The organism is Chryseobacterium sp. RR2-3-20 (assembly GCF_017808115.1).
Lineage (GTDB): Bacteria > Bacteroidota > Bacteroidia > Flavobacteriales > Weeksellaceae > Chryseobacterium > Chryseobacterium oryzae.
Genome location: NZ_JADQBD010000033.1, coordinates 14729 through 32521, shown reverse-complemented (window position 1 = coordinate 32521; position 17793 = coordinate 14729). Strand labels below are relative to the sequence as shown.

Sequence of the window (17793 nt, the reverse complement as noted above, 5' to 3'; positions counted from 1 at the left end):
CTGTCCCAAAATGTGCTGAAAAACTGAATAAATTCATATCTAATTGTTTGATTACTACAAATATACAAAAGTTATGATAAATTACGGATATTCATAAAATTTACTCTTGTAAAATATAAAAACAAATGAAAAAATTCTTAACAGCAATGTCTATCGTATTAGGACTTGGACTTGCTTCTGCTCAACAAGTAGCTCCAGCTGCTAAAACAGCCAACAAAACTACTACTACAAAACAGGTAAAACCTGCAAAAGCTGCAGAAACTCCTGCTGCAAAACCAGCAGTAAAACTGAAAAAAGACGGAACACCAGATAAAAGGTATAAAGAAAACCAAAAACTGAAAAAAGACGGTACTCCGGATAAAAGATTTAAAGTTAACAAATAAAAAAAAAGCTGATTCAGATTTTGAATCAGCTTTTTTTAAGTAATTATTTTTCTAAATTCCCAAACTCTCTCTAACTCTTTTCATTGTTTCGGTAGCAATTACTCGGGTTTTTTCGGCTCCTTCCTGAAGTTTTGCTTCCAATTCGCTAAGATTATTCATGTAATATGAGAAAAGTTCTCTTTCCTGAGCAAACTTCACTAAAATTAAATCTAAAAGCTCTTTTTTAGCATGTCCATAACCAAAATTACCTGCTTCATATTTTGCTCTTAATTCTTCAGTCTGTTCAGGGGTTGCGATGAGTTCGTAGATGGCAAATGTCTTATCTGTTGAAGGATCTTTAGGCTCTTCCAGTGTTTTAGAATCACTCTCTATGCTCATCACCTGCTTTTTCAGTTCTTTTTCTGGCAAAAATATATTAATAATATTCCCTCTGGATTTAGACATTTTGTGACCGTCTGTCCCGGGAACATATTTCGTACTTTCCTGAAGTTCAGATTGTGGCAATACAAAAACTTCTCCCATCTGATTATTAAATCTAGAAGCAACATCACGGGCAATTTCTAAATGCTGCAACTGATCTTTTCCTACAGGAACAATTTCGGCATCATACAATAAAATATCTGCCGCCATAAGAATAGGATATGTAAACAAACCTGCATTAACATCCTGCAAACGGTCTGCTTTATCTTTAAATGAATGTGCTAATGTAAGTCTCTGATAAGGAAAAAAACATGATAAATGCCAAGAAAGTTCACAGGTTTCAGGGATGTCGCTCTGTCTGTAAAAAAATGTTTTTTCGGTATCTAATCCACAAGCAAGCCAAGCCGCAGCAATCTCGTAGGTATTCTGTTTCAGTTCTTTTGCATCTTTAATCTGGGTAAGAGAATGAAGATTGGCAATAAATAAAAACGATTCGTTTCCTTCCTTTTTTGAAAGTTCAATTGCAGGAATAATTGCACCTAACAAATTTCCTAGATGCGGTGTTCCGGTGGCTTGTATGCCGGTAAGAATTCTTGACATTGTTTAATATTGGTATTTAAAATTTAAATGAATTACAAATTTAATATGTTTACAAAACTTTCGGGCATATTTTTAAAACAAAGTTTGTAAACAATCGTTGTTGATTTCAATCTTTATGGCAAACAAAAAAGGCTGCCATTACAGCAACCTTTATATTTTATAATGAAAACCCTTAGTTGATTAAATCGAATTTTGCGTATTCTGCAATCTTCTTAGGAAGTCTGATGCCTTCTTCCGTTTGGTTGTTTTCTAATAAAGCTGCCATAATTCTCGGTAATGCCATTGCTGAACCATTTAGGGTGTGAACAAGCTGAGATTTCCCGTCTGCTTTATAACGGCACTTCAACCTGTTTGCCTGGAAAGTTTCAAAATTTGAAACAGAACTTACTTCCAGCCATTTTTCCTGAGCGGCACTCCAAACTTCAAAATCGTAAGTCATTGCAGAAGCGAAGCCTGTGTCTCCTCCACACAATCTTAAAACTCTGTAAGGCAATTCTAAATCTTCAAGAATACTTTTTATATGCTCTACCATCTCTTCCAAAACGGCATAAGAGTTTTCTGGTTTTTCTATTCTTACGATTTCTACCTTTTCAAACTGGTGCAAACGATTTAATCCTCTTACATGAGCTCCATAACTTCCAGCTTCTCTTCTGTAACACTGAGAAAATGCTGTATTTTTTATCGGCAGATCTTTTTCGTCCAACAGAACATCGCGATACAAATTAGTAACCGGAACTTCAGCAGTTGGAATTAAATATAAATCGTCTGCCTGAATGTAATACATTTGACCTTCTTTATCCGGTAATTGCCCTGTTCCGTATCCTGAAGCTTCATTCACTACGTGAGGCGGATTTACCTCCAGATAACCTGCATCAACATTTTTGTCTAAGAAATACTGAACTAACGCTCTCTGTAATCTGGCTCCTTTTCCTAAATAAACCGGAAATCCTGCACCTGCGATTTTTACGCCCAATTCAAAATCGATGAGATTATATTTCTTTGCCAATTCCCAGTGAGGAATAGCACCATCTCCCAATCCTTCTACATCATGAGACTGATAAATTGTTTCATTATCGTCGGCAGTAGCTCCATTTTTCACCAGTTCGTTGGGGATATTGGGAATTTGATATAGAATATCTAATAAAGCTTTTTCTTTTACCTCTAACTGAGACTGTAATTCTTTGCTCGATTCTTTAAATTGTGCTGTTTTAGATTTTGATGCTTCAGCTTCTTCTTTTTTCCCTTCTTTCATTAAGAGACCGATTTCTTTAGAAATTTTGTTAATCTCTGAAAGTTGAGAGTCTAATTCGAACTGAATTTTTTTTCTCTGTTCATCTGTAGCGATAGCCTCATCTACCAGCTCAAGATTTTTGAACTGTCTTTTTTTAAGACCTTCTAAAACGCGTTCTTTATTATCGCGCAAAAAATTAACCTGTAACATTTTTGTTGTTGGGTATTAGATGTTTATTGTTGGTTGTTTTTAAGACATATATCAAACGTCTTCCAACAGAATTGTGCAAATTTAAGATTATTTTATGATTGTAACCACATTCGGCTGATCTGGAATTTTTGTAAACTTCAAAGATTTATTAAAATATACCTGAGAAACTTCAAAAACCGAAGGAGTCATTCTGTAAAATATCTGTAATGTATCGATATCCACAGGAGCAAACTGTGTGGCAGATAATTTTTTAGTGAGCGAAACCTGAATTTCGGATCTATAAATTTTACTTCCATCTGAAGATTCAGACACAAATTCTCTTGTAGCCCCTGCCAAATACTCCATATAAAAAGTAGAATCTGAAAGCATAGGTCTGGTAAAATTAACATTCGCAATATCACTAGATGCCAGTTCATCATTCCAAATTATTCCGGAATAAGACCCCACTTTTACAGGATTTACCAAATCGTTTCCGGCACTGTCTTTCATGAAAATCTGCAGTTTCTGATCTACTTTCTGCAAAGAGTCGTCATCACTTCCACAGCTTAAAAGTGTAAGACCTATCAAAATATAAACAAGAAAATATTTCTTCATTACGTGCAAAGGTAAAATTTTAATAAAAAAGTTCATTAGTTTTCGAAATATTTTTGATACCAAAGTTCAAAAGTTACCAGTTGCCAAATTTTTATGCAGTCGAAATCTGTATTTTGATTTTCCCACCAATCATCCACCGTTTCTGAATTGAAAAAATTTCTTTTTTTAAGACTATCCAGATTTTCTTCTATAAACGACCTTACTTTTGGCTCGGTTCTGATGAAATGAGCCAACGGGAAAGAAAAACCCCGTTTTGGCATTTGTAAAATCTCCGAAGGAAGATATTTATCGCCCACTTTTCTCAATAAAGGCTTATTAATTCTCCCATTATAACGCAATTTCTCGGGCAAAGAAGAAACATAATCTATTAAATCATTACTCAGATAAGGATATCGAAACTCTACGCCATACTTCATGGCACTCAGATCATCTCTGAATACATGATGAGAAGAGAGAGAATACCTCATATCATATTCAAAAAGTCCTTCGTAATCTTGAGTTTCAGATAGTTTTTTGCTGTTTAAATCGGTTTCAACAGATTTTAAAATTTCTTCCTTGAAAATGCTTTTGGTTTCCAAAGGCTTCATCCCAACCTGACTTTGCCTGAAAAAATCGAGCATATTATCCTGAGAAAAATAATTTTTAACTTTTCTTGAAAAAGAATCATTGGTAAAAATAAAATGACGCACAAAATTGAAAACCTTCATAAAAAGCCATTGATTCAGCTTTAAAGAATGTGAATATCCGGCAAAAAGTTCATCGGCTCCATTTCCACTTAAAACTACTTTAAAACCAAGCTCTTTAGCGTATTCCGCAGCATTCATTAAAACTTCCAGACTACTGTAAGGCTCTTCAAAATGCTGTATATTTTCTTTAAGCTTATTTAAAATTTCTTCATCCGAAACTTTTTTTACATCATGAGAAACATGGTATTTTTCTGCCAGTAAAGAAGCATTTTTTACTTCGCTTTCCGAAAACTGATAAGAAATGGTAAAAGCATTAATATCTTCTTTAAAACTTTTCGCTTTTGCCGTAATGAGTGTAGAATCTATCCCTCCGCTCATCATACTAACCACCGGAACATCGGCAAAAAGCTGACTCTGAACACTATTAGAGAGCAAATAGTCTACATTTTCTATAGCTTCATTTTCGGTAATATTTTCGTTTTTCTGAACAGGAAAATCCCAATACATTTGTTTTGAAAAAGAGAAATCGTTCAAATCAACGGTTAAAAAACTTGCAGGTTCTAATGAAAAAATATTCTGAAAACAGGTTTCGGGAGCCAAAGTTGTCTGAAAAAGAAAATTGGTATATACTCCATTCCAGTTAATTTCAGTTTTTACAAATTCATTTTTCAGAATCGATTTAATTTCTGAAGCCCAGATTAAAGCATGGTCATTTTTATAATAGAACAAGGGCTTTAATCCCACTCTGTCTCTTCCAAGAATGAGTTTTTGATGGTCTAAATCTACTAACGCAATTGCGAACATGCCATCCAATTTCTCAAAAACATCCGTTCCCCATTCCAGATAGGATTTTACGATAACTTCTGTATCAGAACTACTTTCAAACGAATATCCTAAATCTTCAAGCTCTTTTCTTATTTTTTTAAAATTATAAATTTCTCCGTTGAAGGTAACGGTAACTTTTCTGTCTTCCGAAACCATCGGTTGATGTCCCCTTTCAGATAAATCTAAAATTGAAAGTCGCCGAAATCCTAAGGCAATTTTCGAGAAATTTTCATTTAAAAGAGGGTATTTTTCTTTAATTTTTACTGTAGAATCTTTACCAGCAAAGGGATGTCCGGTAACTCCATCTGAAATCCAAAAGCCTTCATCATCCGGACCGCGATGACGAATTGCGTTATTCATCGTCAAAATATTTTCAGAAGAAACTTCTTTTTTAAATGAATAATAACCGCAGATTCCGCACATGTTTAAGGCTTTTTAGAATGGTAAAAATAAGAATTTAACATTTACTTTTTGTAAGAATCACTAAGCTCTTTTCTTAGAAAAATTTGTAATAAAAGTTTTTATTTCATCTTTTGAAACGATAAAATCTTTCATCTGAAAATCTGTGGAACGATAAAATTTCCAAAACAGAATTCCGGCAGAAACAACGTAAGAAAATGTGGTAACCATACACGCTCCTGTAATTCCCCATTTCGGGATAGCGAAAAATGAAAAAGATACAGTAATGAGTAATCCTACAATTGATTTTATATTTAAAATTCTTAATTCTTTGATGGCGGAAAAATAATAACCAACCATATCACTTACTGCAATTGCAAAAATCCCGGGACACAGTAAAAGCATAATCTTTTTAGTTTCACTAAATTCTTTACCGAAAATTTCCGTGTAAACAAATCCGGGAATAATGATTATACCCAAAATAAAAATGAGCATTAACGAAAACGAAACTTTTAGTGAAGATTTTGTTTTAAGAATAGAATTTTCTCTGCTACTGCTATTTACCACATCAGAATAAAGCACAACTGCAATACTTCTGGTAATCGTCCAAATGGCTTCAGAAAAAGTAATTCCGATGGAGAAAATGCCGACTGCAGCAATGCCTTCAAAATATTCCAGAAAATAGAAAGACAGCCGGTAATTCAGAAATTGCACGAATGCACTGAGCTGGGTTTTCCAACCATAATCTAACATGCTGAAAAACACTTCTTTTGAGAAAGAAAATTCTGAAATTCTACAATTTTTAAGAATCAAAAAAAGACTTGTTAAAAATAATACTAAAAGGCAAAAAACGTGTGATAAAAAGTAAACAGAAACATCTTTAAGCTGAACAACATAAATAAGAACTGCAATGAATAGAATGTGTACAAGTTGCTGTAAAACTGTATATATATTAAAAAGCCGTATGTTTTGTATTCCTACAAACAGATTGATATTGGTAAAAAGCAAGGAAGACAGAATAGAAATTCCGATTAAATAATATAAATATTCTCTCTCAACAGAAATAAAACTAAACAGTAAAGGAATGGCTAAACCAATAATAACCGACCAAACATAAGAATATAGTAAAACCTGTTCGATTTTAAATTTTCTCGCAAAATAAGAGGTACTGCTCCCCGAAAAAATACTGCTGAAAAAACTAACCAATGCCACATTTGCCACGACAATAGAAATAGTGCCTTTCCCTTCGCTTCCCCACATATTAGTGGAAAAGATGACTAAGCCAAAGCTCAGTATCAAAATAAGAAATCTTGATATAAATGTCTGAACAACTTTAAGCTGTTTCATGGTTTGCTTTTAGGTAAAGAATTTCGAATAAAGTTAACGAAAGAATTACTGATTTTCTGCCAATTATAATGATTTAAAAATGATTTTCTTCCATTAGAAGCATGAAGATCATATAAATGAGGATTTTTGATGTAATTTTCGATGGAAATGGCAATTTCTTCAGAATTTTTGGGATTTACTAAAAATCCAAAGCCTGAAACATCCAAATGTTGACTTATTCCCTTTAAATTTGAGTAAATAATCGGTTTTCCCGCTCCCATGTAATAAAAAAGCTTAATCGGAAGCGAATGATGATTTTCAAAATTAAAATTTCTTAAATCGAAACAAATATCTGCGTTTTCAAAAGTTTTGGTAAACGTTTCGAAGGAAGCTGGTTTTTTAATTTCAATATTTTTTACCGAAGATTTCGAAAGAATTTTAGAAAAAAATTCTTTGTCGGCCACGGTTCTTGCAGAACCTACAATAAGAATTTTTATATCAAGCTCCGGGTTTCTTTGCTTGAGAACTTCAATAGTTTCAAAAAAATTCCCAATCCCTTTATCTTCAGAAATAGCTCCTGTATAGCAAAGGGTAATTTCATTTGGAGTCAGTTTTTTTATATTTTCTGAAACAAATTCCGGGCTCGGATAATACGGCAGGATTATTCTTTTCTTCAATGGAAAAAGATACCTCAGAGGAAATTTCTTAGTTTCTTCTCCGAAGATAAAATGATTACTCAGAAATCCTGCGTAACACTGGATAAGAAAAAACTTTAAACCTTGAAAGAATTTCTCAAACAAACCGTAAGGCTCTAACATAGACATTGCGGGATACCATTCTGTAATATCATAAACGATGCTTACTTTTTTAGTTTTACTAAAATTTTTAGCAGCAAATACCGCAATGGGTTCCGAACACAAAATACAGTCTGGCTGAAAAGCTTCGCAAACTTCGATAAATTTTTGAATTTTCTTTTTGGTAGACTGTTGTAAAATATTAATGGATTTTATAGTTATTCCATCAATTTCACCTTCAAAAGCTGATGAAAGACTGCAAATTCCCACATCAAACCCATGATTTTTCAGCTCTTTTGCCTGATGGAAAAAGATTCTGTCATCATTATAATGATGGGCTGTAGTTAAGAATAAAACTTTTGACATGGAGGAAATTCATAAAAAATCCTCAATAGTTTATAAACCAAGAGGATTTTTCTTTTATTTTTTTTGAAGTTACTTTATTGTAACTGCCCAGCTTTTGTTAAACGGCAAGAGGAAATTACCCAGAAATTCTAAATACGTGTTTTTAGAAAAATCGAAAACTTCTATGTCTTTGGAGATTTCTCCGCTTCTTATTTTGTTTTTAAAGTCTAAAAGTTTTAGTGTTTTTACTTCTCCATTTTCTACGAAACTTGCTTTCATTCTGTCGAATAATCCCAAATCGTATTCCTCATCAATTTCTCTCATTATTTTCCCTAAAGCATCAATACTGCATCCTGAAGCCATTTCTTTTTCTTCATCTACACAGATTACGATAAACTGATTTTTTTCAATTTTAAATGATGAAGAAAGCGGTTTTCCATGAGCCGCCCAACCTGCCAAAAAATCGTAAAGCTTTTCGGTAATAACTTTTGCTTCTTTGGTTGTGAAAGGTCTGGATGCTGGATATATTATAACTCTGTAATCGTTAGCTTCAACAATATTAGAATCTTCAATTTTCATTGTAAATAATTTTAGAGAGTAAAATTACGCAATTTTCCTGATTTGGAAACCATTGTATTTTTTACTGACTGCATAAAGCAAAACTATAAAGAGAAGGATGACAAAACCTATAAAAAACCTAAGATTGGCACTGTCTGGGAAAAACACAAACTTTATATAAATATTCGCATAGAATAAAACCCCTAAAATACGTGTCCATTTGTCTTTGGTAACATAAAATAGAGTTCCCAAAAGAATAATAGAAGCCAAACTTATTTTTTTGAAGTTGATTAATTTAATAAAAAGAAAATCTAAATATCTTTTGGCGGTAAAATCTGCATTTTCAGCGGAAATTACAGGTCTCCTGTAAAAAAAGCTGTCATAGAAAAGATCATTCCATCCCGGATAATGGTAATAAGTAATAATAGACAGGTAAATTGAAGCCAATACAACCCCTTGAATTATCGCTATGTAATTTATTTTTTTACTGTTATATAAGAATTCAAAAACAATTACTGCAAACAAATATGTTCCAGCAAAAAGGATATAATCTGGTCTTATGAGTACACAGCAAACGAGAATAATAAACCGAACCCAAATATTCTTATTCTGAAGAACATTTATGGTAAAAAGTAAAGTAAAAAGAAAAAGAAAAGTGTCGGGCGTTGGGTTTTCTGCCATACTTTTTACTGGAGGTAAAGATAGAATGCCCAGTGAAACTAATGGAGCAAGAAAATATTGGGAAGGAAATAAAAATTTAACCAAATAAAAAAGCAATAATCCTGCAATAAAATAAGAAAAAATATTAACTAAAAGCACAGAATGAGGACCGCTAAATCCTATTTTATACAACGCATAAACGGCAACGTTAAACCCTAATTTTATCTGATAATAGGGCAATTGCTCATCAAAAGCTTTATAATCTGCCGCAAAAACTTCGTTGGCGTGGTTGTAAGCAACAATATCGTGAAACTCTAGTTCAGAAGCTTCTTTTTTAATGGACGAATAAACTATCTGATGAACTTTTTGCGGATTATCCGGATTTTCCCACGAGAGAATACTTCCCAAATATCCGGGCATATCCCAGTCGTAAACTCTGTTTTGATAACAAGAATAAGTAAGAAACCCCAAACAGACAATAAAAAAAACAAAGGATAAACCCCATTTTAATTTCATAAACTCAAGATTTATCCTTTGCTGAATTTTTAATTACAAATCTTCTGCCTCCGCCAAAAGTTCTACAATATCTTTAACTTCTACTTCGGTATTTTTATTGAAATGCTTTACACCATCTGTAAGCATTGTATTACAGAAAGGGCATCCGGTAGCAATGACTTTAGGTTCAAAAGAAAGGGCTTCTTCTGTTCTTTCTATATTAATGTCTTTGTTACCTTTTTCGGGCTCTTTAAACATTTGTGCTCCACCAGCTCCACAGCAAAGGCCGTTGGTTTTACAACGTTTCATCTCTACCAATTCTGCATCCAGCTTTTCTAATAACACTCTTGGTGCTTCGTACTCATTATTGGCTCTTCCTAAATAACAAGGATCATGGAAAGTTATTTTTTTACCTTTGAAAGTTCCACCTTCAATCTTCAGCCTTCCTTCTTCCATAAGTTGTCTTAAAAACTGAGTGTGATGAATCACTTCATATTTTCCTCCTAAACCAGGATATTCATTTTTGAGTGTATTGAAGCAGTGCGGACAAGCGGTAACGATTTTTTTTACTTCGTAGGCATTCAGAATTTCAATATTCGTCATTGCCATCATTTGGAAAATAAATTCATTCCCTGCACGTTTTGCAGGATCTCCGGTACAACTTTCTTCCTGACCCAGAACAGCAAATTCTACCCCAATTTTATTTAAAATTTTACAAAAAGCTTTAGTAATTTTTTTAGCACGGTCATCAAAACTTCCCGCACATCCTACCCAAAATAAAACTTCAGGAGACTTACCTTCGGCAGCATAATCTGCCATTGTTTTTATATTGAAATCCATCTTGTTCAATTTGAAAATGTGAGAATTTGAGAATTTGAAAAATGTGTAGAACAACCCGTTTTCAAATTTCAAATTGATTAATTATCTGATTAGTCTTTTGCCCAGTTTAGACGATCTGCCTGATTGTATTGCCACGGTGCCGCATTATTTTCAACGTTCGTCATCATGAGATTCAATTCCTGTGGTGCAGCAGATTGTTCCATCACTAAGAATCTTCTCATTTCGAAAATGATAGAAAGCGGGTCTAAAAGAACAGGGCAGGCTTCTGTACATGCATTACAAGTTGTACATGCCCAAAGTTCTTCTTTCGTAATATAATCATTCAGTAATTTTTTGCCATCGTCTTCAAACTTCCCGTTTTTATCAATATTCTTACTGACTTCTTCCAAACGGTCTCTCGTTTTCATTAAAATTAATCTTGGAGATAATTTTTTACCGGTAATATTTGCCGGGCATACAGAAGTACATCTTCCGCATTCTGTACAAGAGTAAGCATTAAGCAACTGAACCTGATTTAAATCGAATATATCTTCTGCACCAAATTTTGAAGGTGCTTCTGCATCTGCTTCCGCCGGTGCAGCATAAGGATCTGCATTAGGATCCATCATCAACTTAATTTCTTTCGTTACAGAATCCAGATTATTAAACTTTCCATAAGGATTTAAGTTGGCAAACCACGTACTTGGAAATGCCAAAATTATATGCAAGTGCTTAGAATAATACAGGTAATTCATAAAGAACAGAATTCCCACAAAGTGAAACCACCAAGCTCCTCTTTCAATAACCATTAAGAAACTATCATGAAAACTGAAAATTTCTAAAAACGGAACCAAAGACATTTCGCTTATCGGAAAACTTCCATGTTGTGCTAAAACACCTCTCTGCTGCAAAATGAAGTCTGAAGAATTCATGGTGAAAAAAGCCACCATTAAGGCAAATTCAATGATCAAAATCCAATTGGCATCTTCTTTTGGCCATCCGAACAGTTCTTTCATGGTTAATCTCTTAACACCATAGAAATTTCTTCTGATGAAAAAGATAACCACTCCCACAATTACCAAAAGTGCCAAAACTTCTAATGTTGCAGTGAAAAAATTGTAAAAGCCATGTCCGAAAACCTGAGCCAAAAAGCGATGCGTTCCGAAGATACCGTCTACAATAATTTCAACCAATTCGATATTAATAATCACAAAACCTACATAAACGAAAAGGTGAAGAATACCTGCTACAGGTCTTTTCACCATTCTGCTTTGCCCCAAAGCCACTCGAGCCATAGTTGCCCAACGTTCAGATTTTCTGTCGGATCTGTTAATCTCTCTTCCTAACCTGATGTTTCTGTAAATTTTCTGCAGACTTTTTGCAAAAAGCCCAAAACCGGCAATAAGTAATATCAGAAATAAAATATTATCAAGATACTGCATAAAAATAGCTATTAGTCTTTATTGTTTTTTCCAAAAACAGAGAAGTTTAGATATCTCTTAGGATTAGCTTTTAAATCTTCAATTAAAGAATTTAGATTGGTTGAAGCCGAATTCAGGTTATTGTATAACTGATCGTCTTTCATTATTTTACCTAAACTACCTTCCCCTCTGTCGATTCCTGCAACCACTTTATTAAGTTCTCCTACAGTTTGATCTAAATTGGCAATTGTTTGATTCAATTGTTTGGTATCGATACTTTCAGCAAGATTTCCATATTTATCTAATGTTACTTTACCACTTTTCATGGTTACACTCGCTTCATCCAGAACTTTCTGTAATTTAGGATCATTATTTCCTACCAGTTTATTTACGCTTCCGGCAGTATTTTCTAAAGCACCTACTGTTTTGTTTAGATTATGAAGTAAAACTTTAATTTCTTCTCTGTTCTGTGCATTCATCACCAAATTGGCATTTGCCATTAGCGAATCTACTCTGTACAAAACCGTTTGTAGCTGATCTTTAACCGGACCAACTTGTGAAGAAAGGCTGTTCATCATCCCAAGTTTAAATGCTCCCTTCAAAGTATCTCCATCTTTTGCAGTGGGACCTCCGTAAACAAGATTTACTCTAACTTCCTTACCGGACATTAAACCTGGTTCAAAAATTTCTAAGCTTGAATTTTTAGAAAACTCAAAATTATCATCTACGGTAATTTTAACGATAAAATACAGCTTCCCGTCTTTACCTGTCTGCGGGATGATTTTATCTACCTGCCCTACTTTTAAACCATTAATGGAAACTGGTGAAGATTGTGCTAAACCTTCAACATTATCATATTTTGCATAAAAGATATTATCTGTTGTAAAAAGGCTTCTGCCCTTCATAAACTGGAACAAAATAACAAAGCCGACAATGGCTAAAAGTGCTATTAAACCTGCTTTTAATTCTTTGCTGAATTTCACTTTCTCAATTTTTTCTAATGTAGCAAATATAGTACATTTATATTAATGTTTTTCTCTATTGCTATGGGTTAAACATGAAAAAAGTGGCAAAAACTCTGCCACTTTTTTTAATATGATTGAAGTATCTTTTATTGCTGATTTCCCATCTTACTCCAGATCTCAATTCTGTAATCGTCTATATCAGCATTGTCCTGAAGACTCTTAAGCCAAGCCTGACCAAACATTCCTGAATTTCTTTGAGTTACAGATTCTGTAAACTGTTTCACATCTCCAGGTTGTTTATTAACTGTTTCATTCTTTTTAATGATTACATAAACACCTGTTCCTCCTTCAATTGGGTTAGAAACTTTTCCTTTAGCAATTCCAAATGCTGCTCCAGCTACTTTAGGTTCCATTGCTCCTGCGATATTAGGACTTAACATATTGATTTGCCCTGACTGTTTCGTAGTAGCAAACATTTTCGCAACCTGATCCAGGTTTGTACTTTTCCCTATTTTCTCTGAAATCTGCTTAGCTGCCAATTTATTTTGTACAACTGTTTCTATCTGATCTCTTACAGATTCTGGATCTGCAAGACCTTTTTCTTGTTTTCCGTTAAGATAAACAACAATTTTATCGCCTGTTCCGTCTACTGTAAATAATTCAGAATCTCCTTTTTCTCTCTTCTTATCGAATGCCCAAGCAATAATTTCACCGTCTTTATCTGTCCCTAAACCTTGTAGTTTTCCGTCGAATCTTTTTGCTGCTTTAGCATTAGAATACTGGAAGTTAGATTTTTTAGCAATATTTACAAAATCGTTGAAAGATTTTCCTAAAACTTGTTGAGCAAATCTTCTTGCATTTTTATCTACTTCATTTTCTGTCGCTTCAGAAGGTTTGATTTCTTTCACAACGTGAGCAACTTTATACCCCATTGTTCCGGCTTTTTTATCTTCAACATTAATAATGTGATAACCAAACTGAGTTTCTGCTAAACCTGTAGAACCCTTCGCATTCGATGCAAGGAAATTAAGATACCCTGGTGCAAACTGACTTTCAGGGGTAGTCCAACCTACGCTACCATTTCTTTCCACCGCATTAGGCTCATCAGAAAGCTTAAGTCCTTCTGCAAATTTCGCAGGATTAGATTTAATTACAGCCAATAAACTATCTGCTATTTTTTTAGCCTGTTCTTTGGTTCTTGTTGCTGTAGATCTTTCAGCACCTTTGTAAGCAATTAAAATATGTTTAGACAAAGTTGAATCTGAAGGCTTTTTACCTAGCAATTTAGAAAGAACATAAAAGTTTTGCTCTTTATAAGGACCAAATACCTTTCCTACTGTTGCAGTCGCAATTTTATCTTTCAAGGTAAGCGGCAATTGTGCTGCTGTAACATATTGGCTATTGTAAGGCATATCTGAATTTGCCATTACAAACATAGAGTCGTTTGTAGTGTTCTGGAAGTTTTCTTTTCCACCACTTGCATCTGTCCCCTGAGAATAAAGTTTATTAATCTCTTTTTCTACAGAAGCTTCATCTGCTACACTTGGCTTAGAAGGAAAATATACAATTCCTAAATTTCTGCTCGGCTCTGTTTTAAACATTACCGGATGCTGACTGATATAATTCTTAAGATCTTCTGTACTAACCTTAATTTTATTTTTTTGAAGATAAGAAGCATAATCTACTTTCACAAAATCGATATCTGCAAGCTGATCTCTTTCTTTCATTAATTCTTCAGCTTCTTTTTTACCGGTAGTGATTCCCGTAGAAATATTGGCAAAAACCTGTCTTGCCATGATTCTGTATTCAATCGTTTTTCTGGTTTTCAGCCACTGGTTATACCCTTCAGGATTAGTACTTTGTAAAGTTTCAACTTCTTTTTTAAGTTCCTGAAGTTTAAAATTACCTTTTTCGTCAAAAAGCTGTTGATTTTGAGCAAACATCTGATCGAACTGAATCTGGCTCCAGAATAAATCGTCTGTCATGGTAAAGCCCATTTTCTCAAACTGCTGTTTTATTAATTTAGACTGTACTAGAAGCTGCCAAGCTTGCTCTTCCAGTCCATTTTTAGGCTGCCCCTGCTGTTCTGCCTGCTGCTGTAATACAGAAAGTTGATCGTTATACTCTTCTCGGGTAATCTTATCACCATTTACTTTACCTAAAACATCTGGGTTTTTACCAAAAACCTTATCAATGCTGTCAGGATTTACCAAAAAAGCCAAAAGAGCCAGTGCGATTACTCCCATCAAGAGCCAAGGTCTACTTCTAATCTGTCCTAAAATTGCCATTTTATAAATATAGTTTTTATATCAGTGTGCGAAAATACACATTTTTAAGAAATTACAGAAATATAAGTAGTGATTTTAATTTTTAAAATGCAATTACCTGTAAAACGGAAATTTTGACCAGATTTTTTAGCAATCATCAAATGGCATTAATCTTGGCAAATCTTCTTACTCATTACTTATTACGATCTCTTTTAGAGAAATGAGTAAAACGACAATAACTACTTTAAAATATAAATGACAATTTGTCATTCAGTTTATTATGGCAGAATTTGAAGACATGAATTTTGATGATATCATCGATGAAGGTTTTAATATCGTAACAGAAGAAATAAATCTTTCCGATCTTAATGTAGATGAGGAAAAAAGCTCTATACAAACCATTTTCCCTATCCTTCCGGTAAGAAATATGGTAATGTTTCCCAATGTTGTAATTCCTATAACTGCAGGAAGAAAGAATTCCATCACACTTTTGGAAGAAGCACAGCAGAACGGCGATTTCATCGGTATTGTAAGCCAAAAAAACTCCGAGATTGAGCAACCTGGCGAAAAAGATCTTTATCTTATCGGAACTTTAGCCAAAATTGTAAAAATCATTAAACTTCCTGAAGGAAATGTAACTGCTATAACCAAAGGTTTCCAGCGTTTTAAAATTAAAAGAATTACAGACACTAAACCTTATCTAAAGGCTGAAATTGTTAAATTAAAAGACAGTAAACCAAGAAACAAAGAAGAATACGAAGCCTTATTGGAAAACATTAAAGATCTGGCTTTAAAAATTATTGATCTTGACCCCAATATTCCCAACGCTGCCAATTTTGCAATCAAAAACATGGGCAGTAACGAAGATTTACTGAATTTCGTGAGCACTAATGCCAATTTTCCTTATCCTGAAAAGCAAAAGCTTCTTGAGGAGAAAAGTCTGATGGAAAGAGCCAATAAATGCTATGAAATGATGCATGAAGATTTCAGAAAGCTGGAACTTAGAAATCAGATTCATCAAAAAACTTCTAAAGATTTAGATAAGCAACAAAGAGAATACTTTCTTAATCAGCAAATTAGAACGATTCAGGATGAATTGGGCGGCGGTCCGGACAGTGATGTAGAAGAACTTCAACAAAAAGCGTCTACAAAAAATTGGAAACCGGAAGTTGAAGAGCATTTCCAAAAGGAAATCAACAGACTTCAAAGACAGAATCCTAATTCGCCAGATTATAATGTACAGAGAAATTATCTGGATTTTTTCACAGATCTTCCTTGGGAAAAGTTCACAAAAGATATTTTCGACATAGAAAAGGCTCAAAAAGTTTTAGACAAAGCCCACTTTGGTTTAGAAGATATTAAAAAGAGAATTTTGGAGCACATGGCTGTTTTAAAATTAAAAAATAATATGAAATCTCCCATCCTATTATTGGTAGGACCTCCCGGAGTTGGTAAAACTTCTTTAGGTAAATCTGTAGCCGATGCTTTAGGAAGAAAATATGTGCGCGTTTCTTTGGGCGGACTTCATGATGAAAGTGAAATTCGTGGTCATAGAAAAACTTATATCGGCGCGATGGCGGGAAGAATTCTTCAGTCTATTAAAAAAGCAGGTACATCTAACCCTGTCATTGTTTTAGACGAAATAGATAAAGTAGGAAAAGGGATGCATGGTGATCCTAGTTCGGCTTTGCTGGAGGTTCTCGATCCTGAACAAAACAGCTCTTTCTACGACAATTTCCTTGAAATGGGTTACGATTTGTCTAAAGTAATGTTCTTAGCCACTGCAAACTCGCTTTCAACAATCCAAACGCCACTTTTAGACAGAATGGAAATTATTCAGATTGCAGGATATACTTTGGAAGAGAAAATTGAAATTGCAAAACGACATTTAATTAAGAAACAACAGGAAGAAAACGGTTTAACATCGAAATCATTCAAACTGGGAAATCCAGAGCTTAAACATATTATTGAAGCCCACACTTCTGAAAGTGGTGTAAGAACTTTAGAAAAAAGAATTGCAGCCATCGCTCGTTGGGTAGCTTTGCAAACCGCTTTGGTAAAAGAATATGACGCTAAAATTTCTATTGATAAAATTGATGAAATTCTTGGTGTACCAAGACCAAAAAGTTTATCCGAATTAACAGATGTTCCAGGAGTGGTAACCGGATTGGCATGGACGAGTGTCGGAGGTGATATTTTATTCATAGAAAGCATCATCAGCAACGGAAAAGGAAATCTTACCATGACCGGAAATCTAGGAACGGTAATGAAAGAATCTGCAACTATCGCCTTAGAATATATTAAAGCAAAACACATAGATTTGGGCATAGATGAAGAACTTATTGAAAAGAAAAACATCCATGTACACGTTCCCGAAGGAGCTACCCCAAAAGACGGACCTTCTGCCGGAATTGCCATGCTTACTTCGATGGTTTCTTCTTTCACTAACAAAAAAGTAAAACCTCATCTTGCTATGACTGGAGAAATTACTCTTCGCGGAAAAGTGCTCCCGGTTGGCGGAATTAAAGAAAAATTACTTGCCGCAACAAGAGCAGGAATAAAAGAAGTTATCCTGTGTGAGGCCAACCGTAAAGATGTTGAGGAAATAAAACAGGATTATCTCAACAACCTGAAAGTGCATTATGTAAACCGCATGGAACAGGTTATAGATATTGCTTTGGAAAAATAATTATAAAACAATAACTCCATGAGAAAAATATTTGTATAAAATATTTTTTTTTATTTTTTTTGTATAAAAAAAATAAAAAATGAAAATTTCAAATTTATGTAAGTTA

14 protein-coding genes are annotated in these 17793 nt (G+C 34.0%); 2 read left to right on the top strand and 12 right to left on the bottom strand.

Annotation, left to right across the window (positions count from 1 at the left end; genetic code table 11):
* The first annotated feature begins 125 nt into the window (after positions 1 to 125).
* The gene (locus IV513_RS09150) at positions 126 to 383 is read left to right on the top strand and encodes a hypothetical protein (RefSeq protein ID WP_209390269.1); all 258 of its coding nucleotides are present in this window, start codon (positions 126 to 128) and stop codon (positions 381 to 383) included.
* A 51-nt stretch (positions 384 to 434) separates the two neighbouring features.
* Here IV513_RS09150 and trpS read toward each other — a convergent pair whose 3' ends face one another.
* The 12 genes from trpS to IV513_RS09090 all read right to left on the bottom strand — a co-directional run bounded on the left by trpS (position 435) and on the right by IV513_RS09090 (position 15019).
* A complete protein-coding gene (gene trpS, locus IV513_RS09145) occupies positions 435 to 1403 on the bottom strand; it encodes a tryptophan--tRNA ligase (RefSeq protein WP_209390268.1) in 969 nt (322 codons plus the stop codon).
* A gap of 172 nt (positions 1404 to 1575) precedes the next feature.
* Positions 1576 to 2844 (bottom strand): serine--tRNA ligase, encoded by a 1269-nt coding sequence (serS, locus tag IV513_RS09140; protein ID WP_209390267.1) that lies wholly within the window; start codon positions 2842 to 2844, stop codon positions 1576 to 1578.
* 87 nt (positions 2845 to 2931) lie between these two features.
* Positions 2932 to 3474, bottom strand: a complete 543-nt coding sequence (locus IV513_RS09135; RefSeq protein ID WP_209390266.1) for a hypothetical protein — start codon at positions 3472 to 3474, stop codon at positions 2932 to 2934.
* Positions 3474 to 5372 (bottom strand): asparagine synthase (glutamine-hydrolyzing), encoded by a 1899-nt coding sequence (asnB, locus tag IV513_RS09130; protein WP_209390265.1) that lies wholly within the window; start codon positions 5370 to 5372, stop codon positions 3474 to 3476. The genes IV513_RS09135 and asnB overlap by 1 nt, the downstream gene beginning before the upstream one ends.
* A gap of 60 nt (positions 5373 to 5432) precedes the next feature.
* Positions 5433 to 6695, bottom strand: coding sequence for a lipopolysaccharide biosynthesis protein (locus IV513_RS09125; protein ID WP_209390264.1), 1263 nt, complete (start codon positions 6693 to 6695; stop codon positions 5433 to 5435).
* Positions 6692 to 7834, bottom strand: coding sequence for a glycosyltransferase (locus IV513_RS09120; RefSeq protein WP_209390263.1), 1143 nt, complete (start codon positions 7832 to 7834; stop codon positions 6692 to 6694). The genes IV513_RS09125 and IV513_RS09120 overlap by 4 nt, the downstream gene beginning before the upstream one ends.
* 69 nt (positions 7835 to 7903) lie before the next feature.
* The gene (locus IV513_RS09115) at positions 7904 to 8392 is read right to left on the bottom strand and encodes a hypothetical protein (protein WP_209390262.1); all 489 of its coding nucleotides are present in this window, start codon (positions 8390 to 8392) and stop codon (positions 7904 to 7906) included.
* 24 nt (positions 8393 to 8416) lie between these two features.
* The gene (locus tag IV513_RS09110) at positions 8417 to 9547 is read right to left on the bottom strand and encodes a hypothetical protein (protein WP_209390261.1); all 1131 of its coding nucleotides are present in this window, start codon (positions 9545 to 9547) and stop codon (positions 8417 to 8419) included.
* A gap of 33 nt (positions 9548 to 9580) precedes the next feature.
* A complete protein-coding gene (locus IV513_RS09105) occupies positions 9581 to 10366 on the bottom strand; it encodes a (Fe-S)-binding protein (protein ID WP_209390260.1) in 786 nt (261 codons plus the stop codon).
* A gap of 89 nt (positions 10367 to 10455) precedes the next feature.
* Positions 10456 to 11787: a (Fe-S)-binding protein gene (locus tag IV513_RS09100; protein WP_209390259.1), complete on the bottom strand. Its 1332-nt coding sequence runs from the start codon at positions 11785 to 11787 to the stop codon at positions 10456 to 10458.
* Positions 11788 to 11798: 11 nt separating this feature from the next.
* Positions 11799 to 12749: an MlaD family protein gene (locus tag IV513_RS09095; protein WP_209390258.1), complete on the bottom strand. Its 951-nt coding sequence runs from the start codon at positions 12747 to 12749 to the stop codon at positions 11799 to 11801.
* Positions 12750 to 12877: 128 nt separating this feature from the next.
* Positions 12878 to 15019 (bottom strand): SurA N-terminal domain-containing protein, encoded by a 2142-nt coding sequence (locus IV513_RS09090; RefSeq protein ID WP_209390257.1) that lies wholly within the window; start codon positions 15017 to 15019, stop codon positions 12878 to 12880.
* 259 nt (positions 15020 to 15278) lie between these two features.
* Here IV513_RS09090 and lon point away from each other — a divergent pair, with 259 nt between their 5' ends.
* On the top strand, positions 15279 to 17687 hold the full coding sequence (gene lon, locus IV513_RS09085) for an endopeptidase La (protein WP_209390256.1): 2409 nt from the start codon (positions 15279 to 15281) through the stop codon (positions 17685 to 17687).
* The last annotated feature ends 106 nt before the right edge of the window (positions 17688 to 17793 follow it).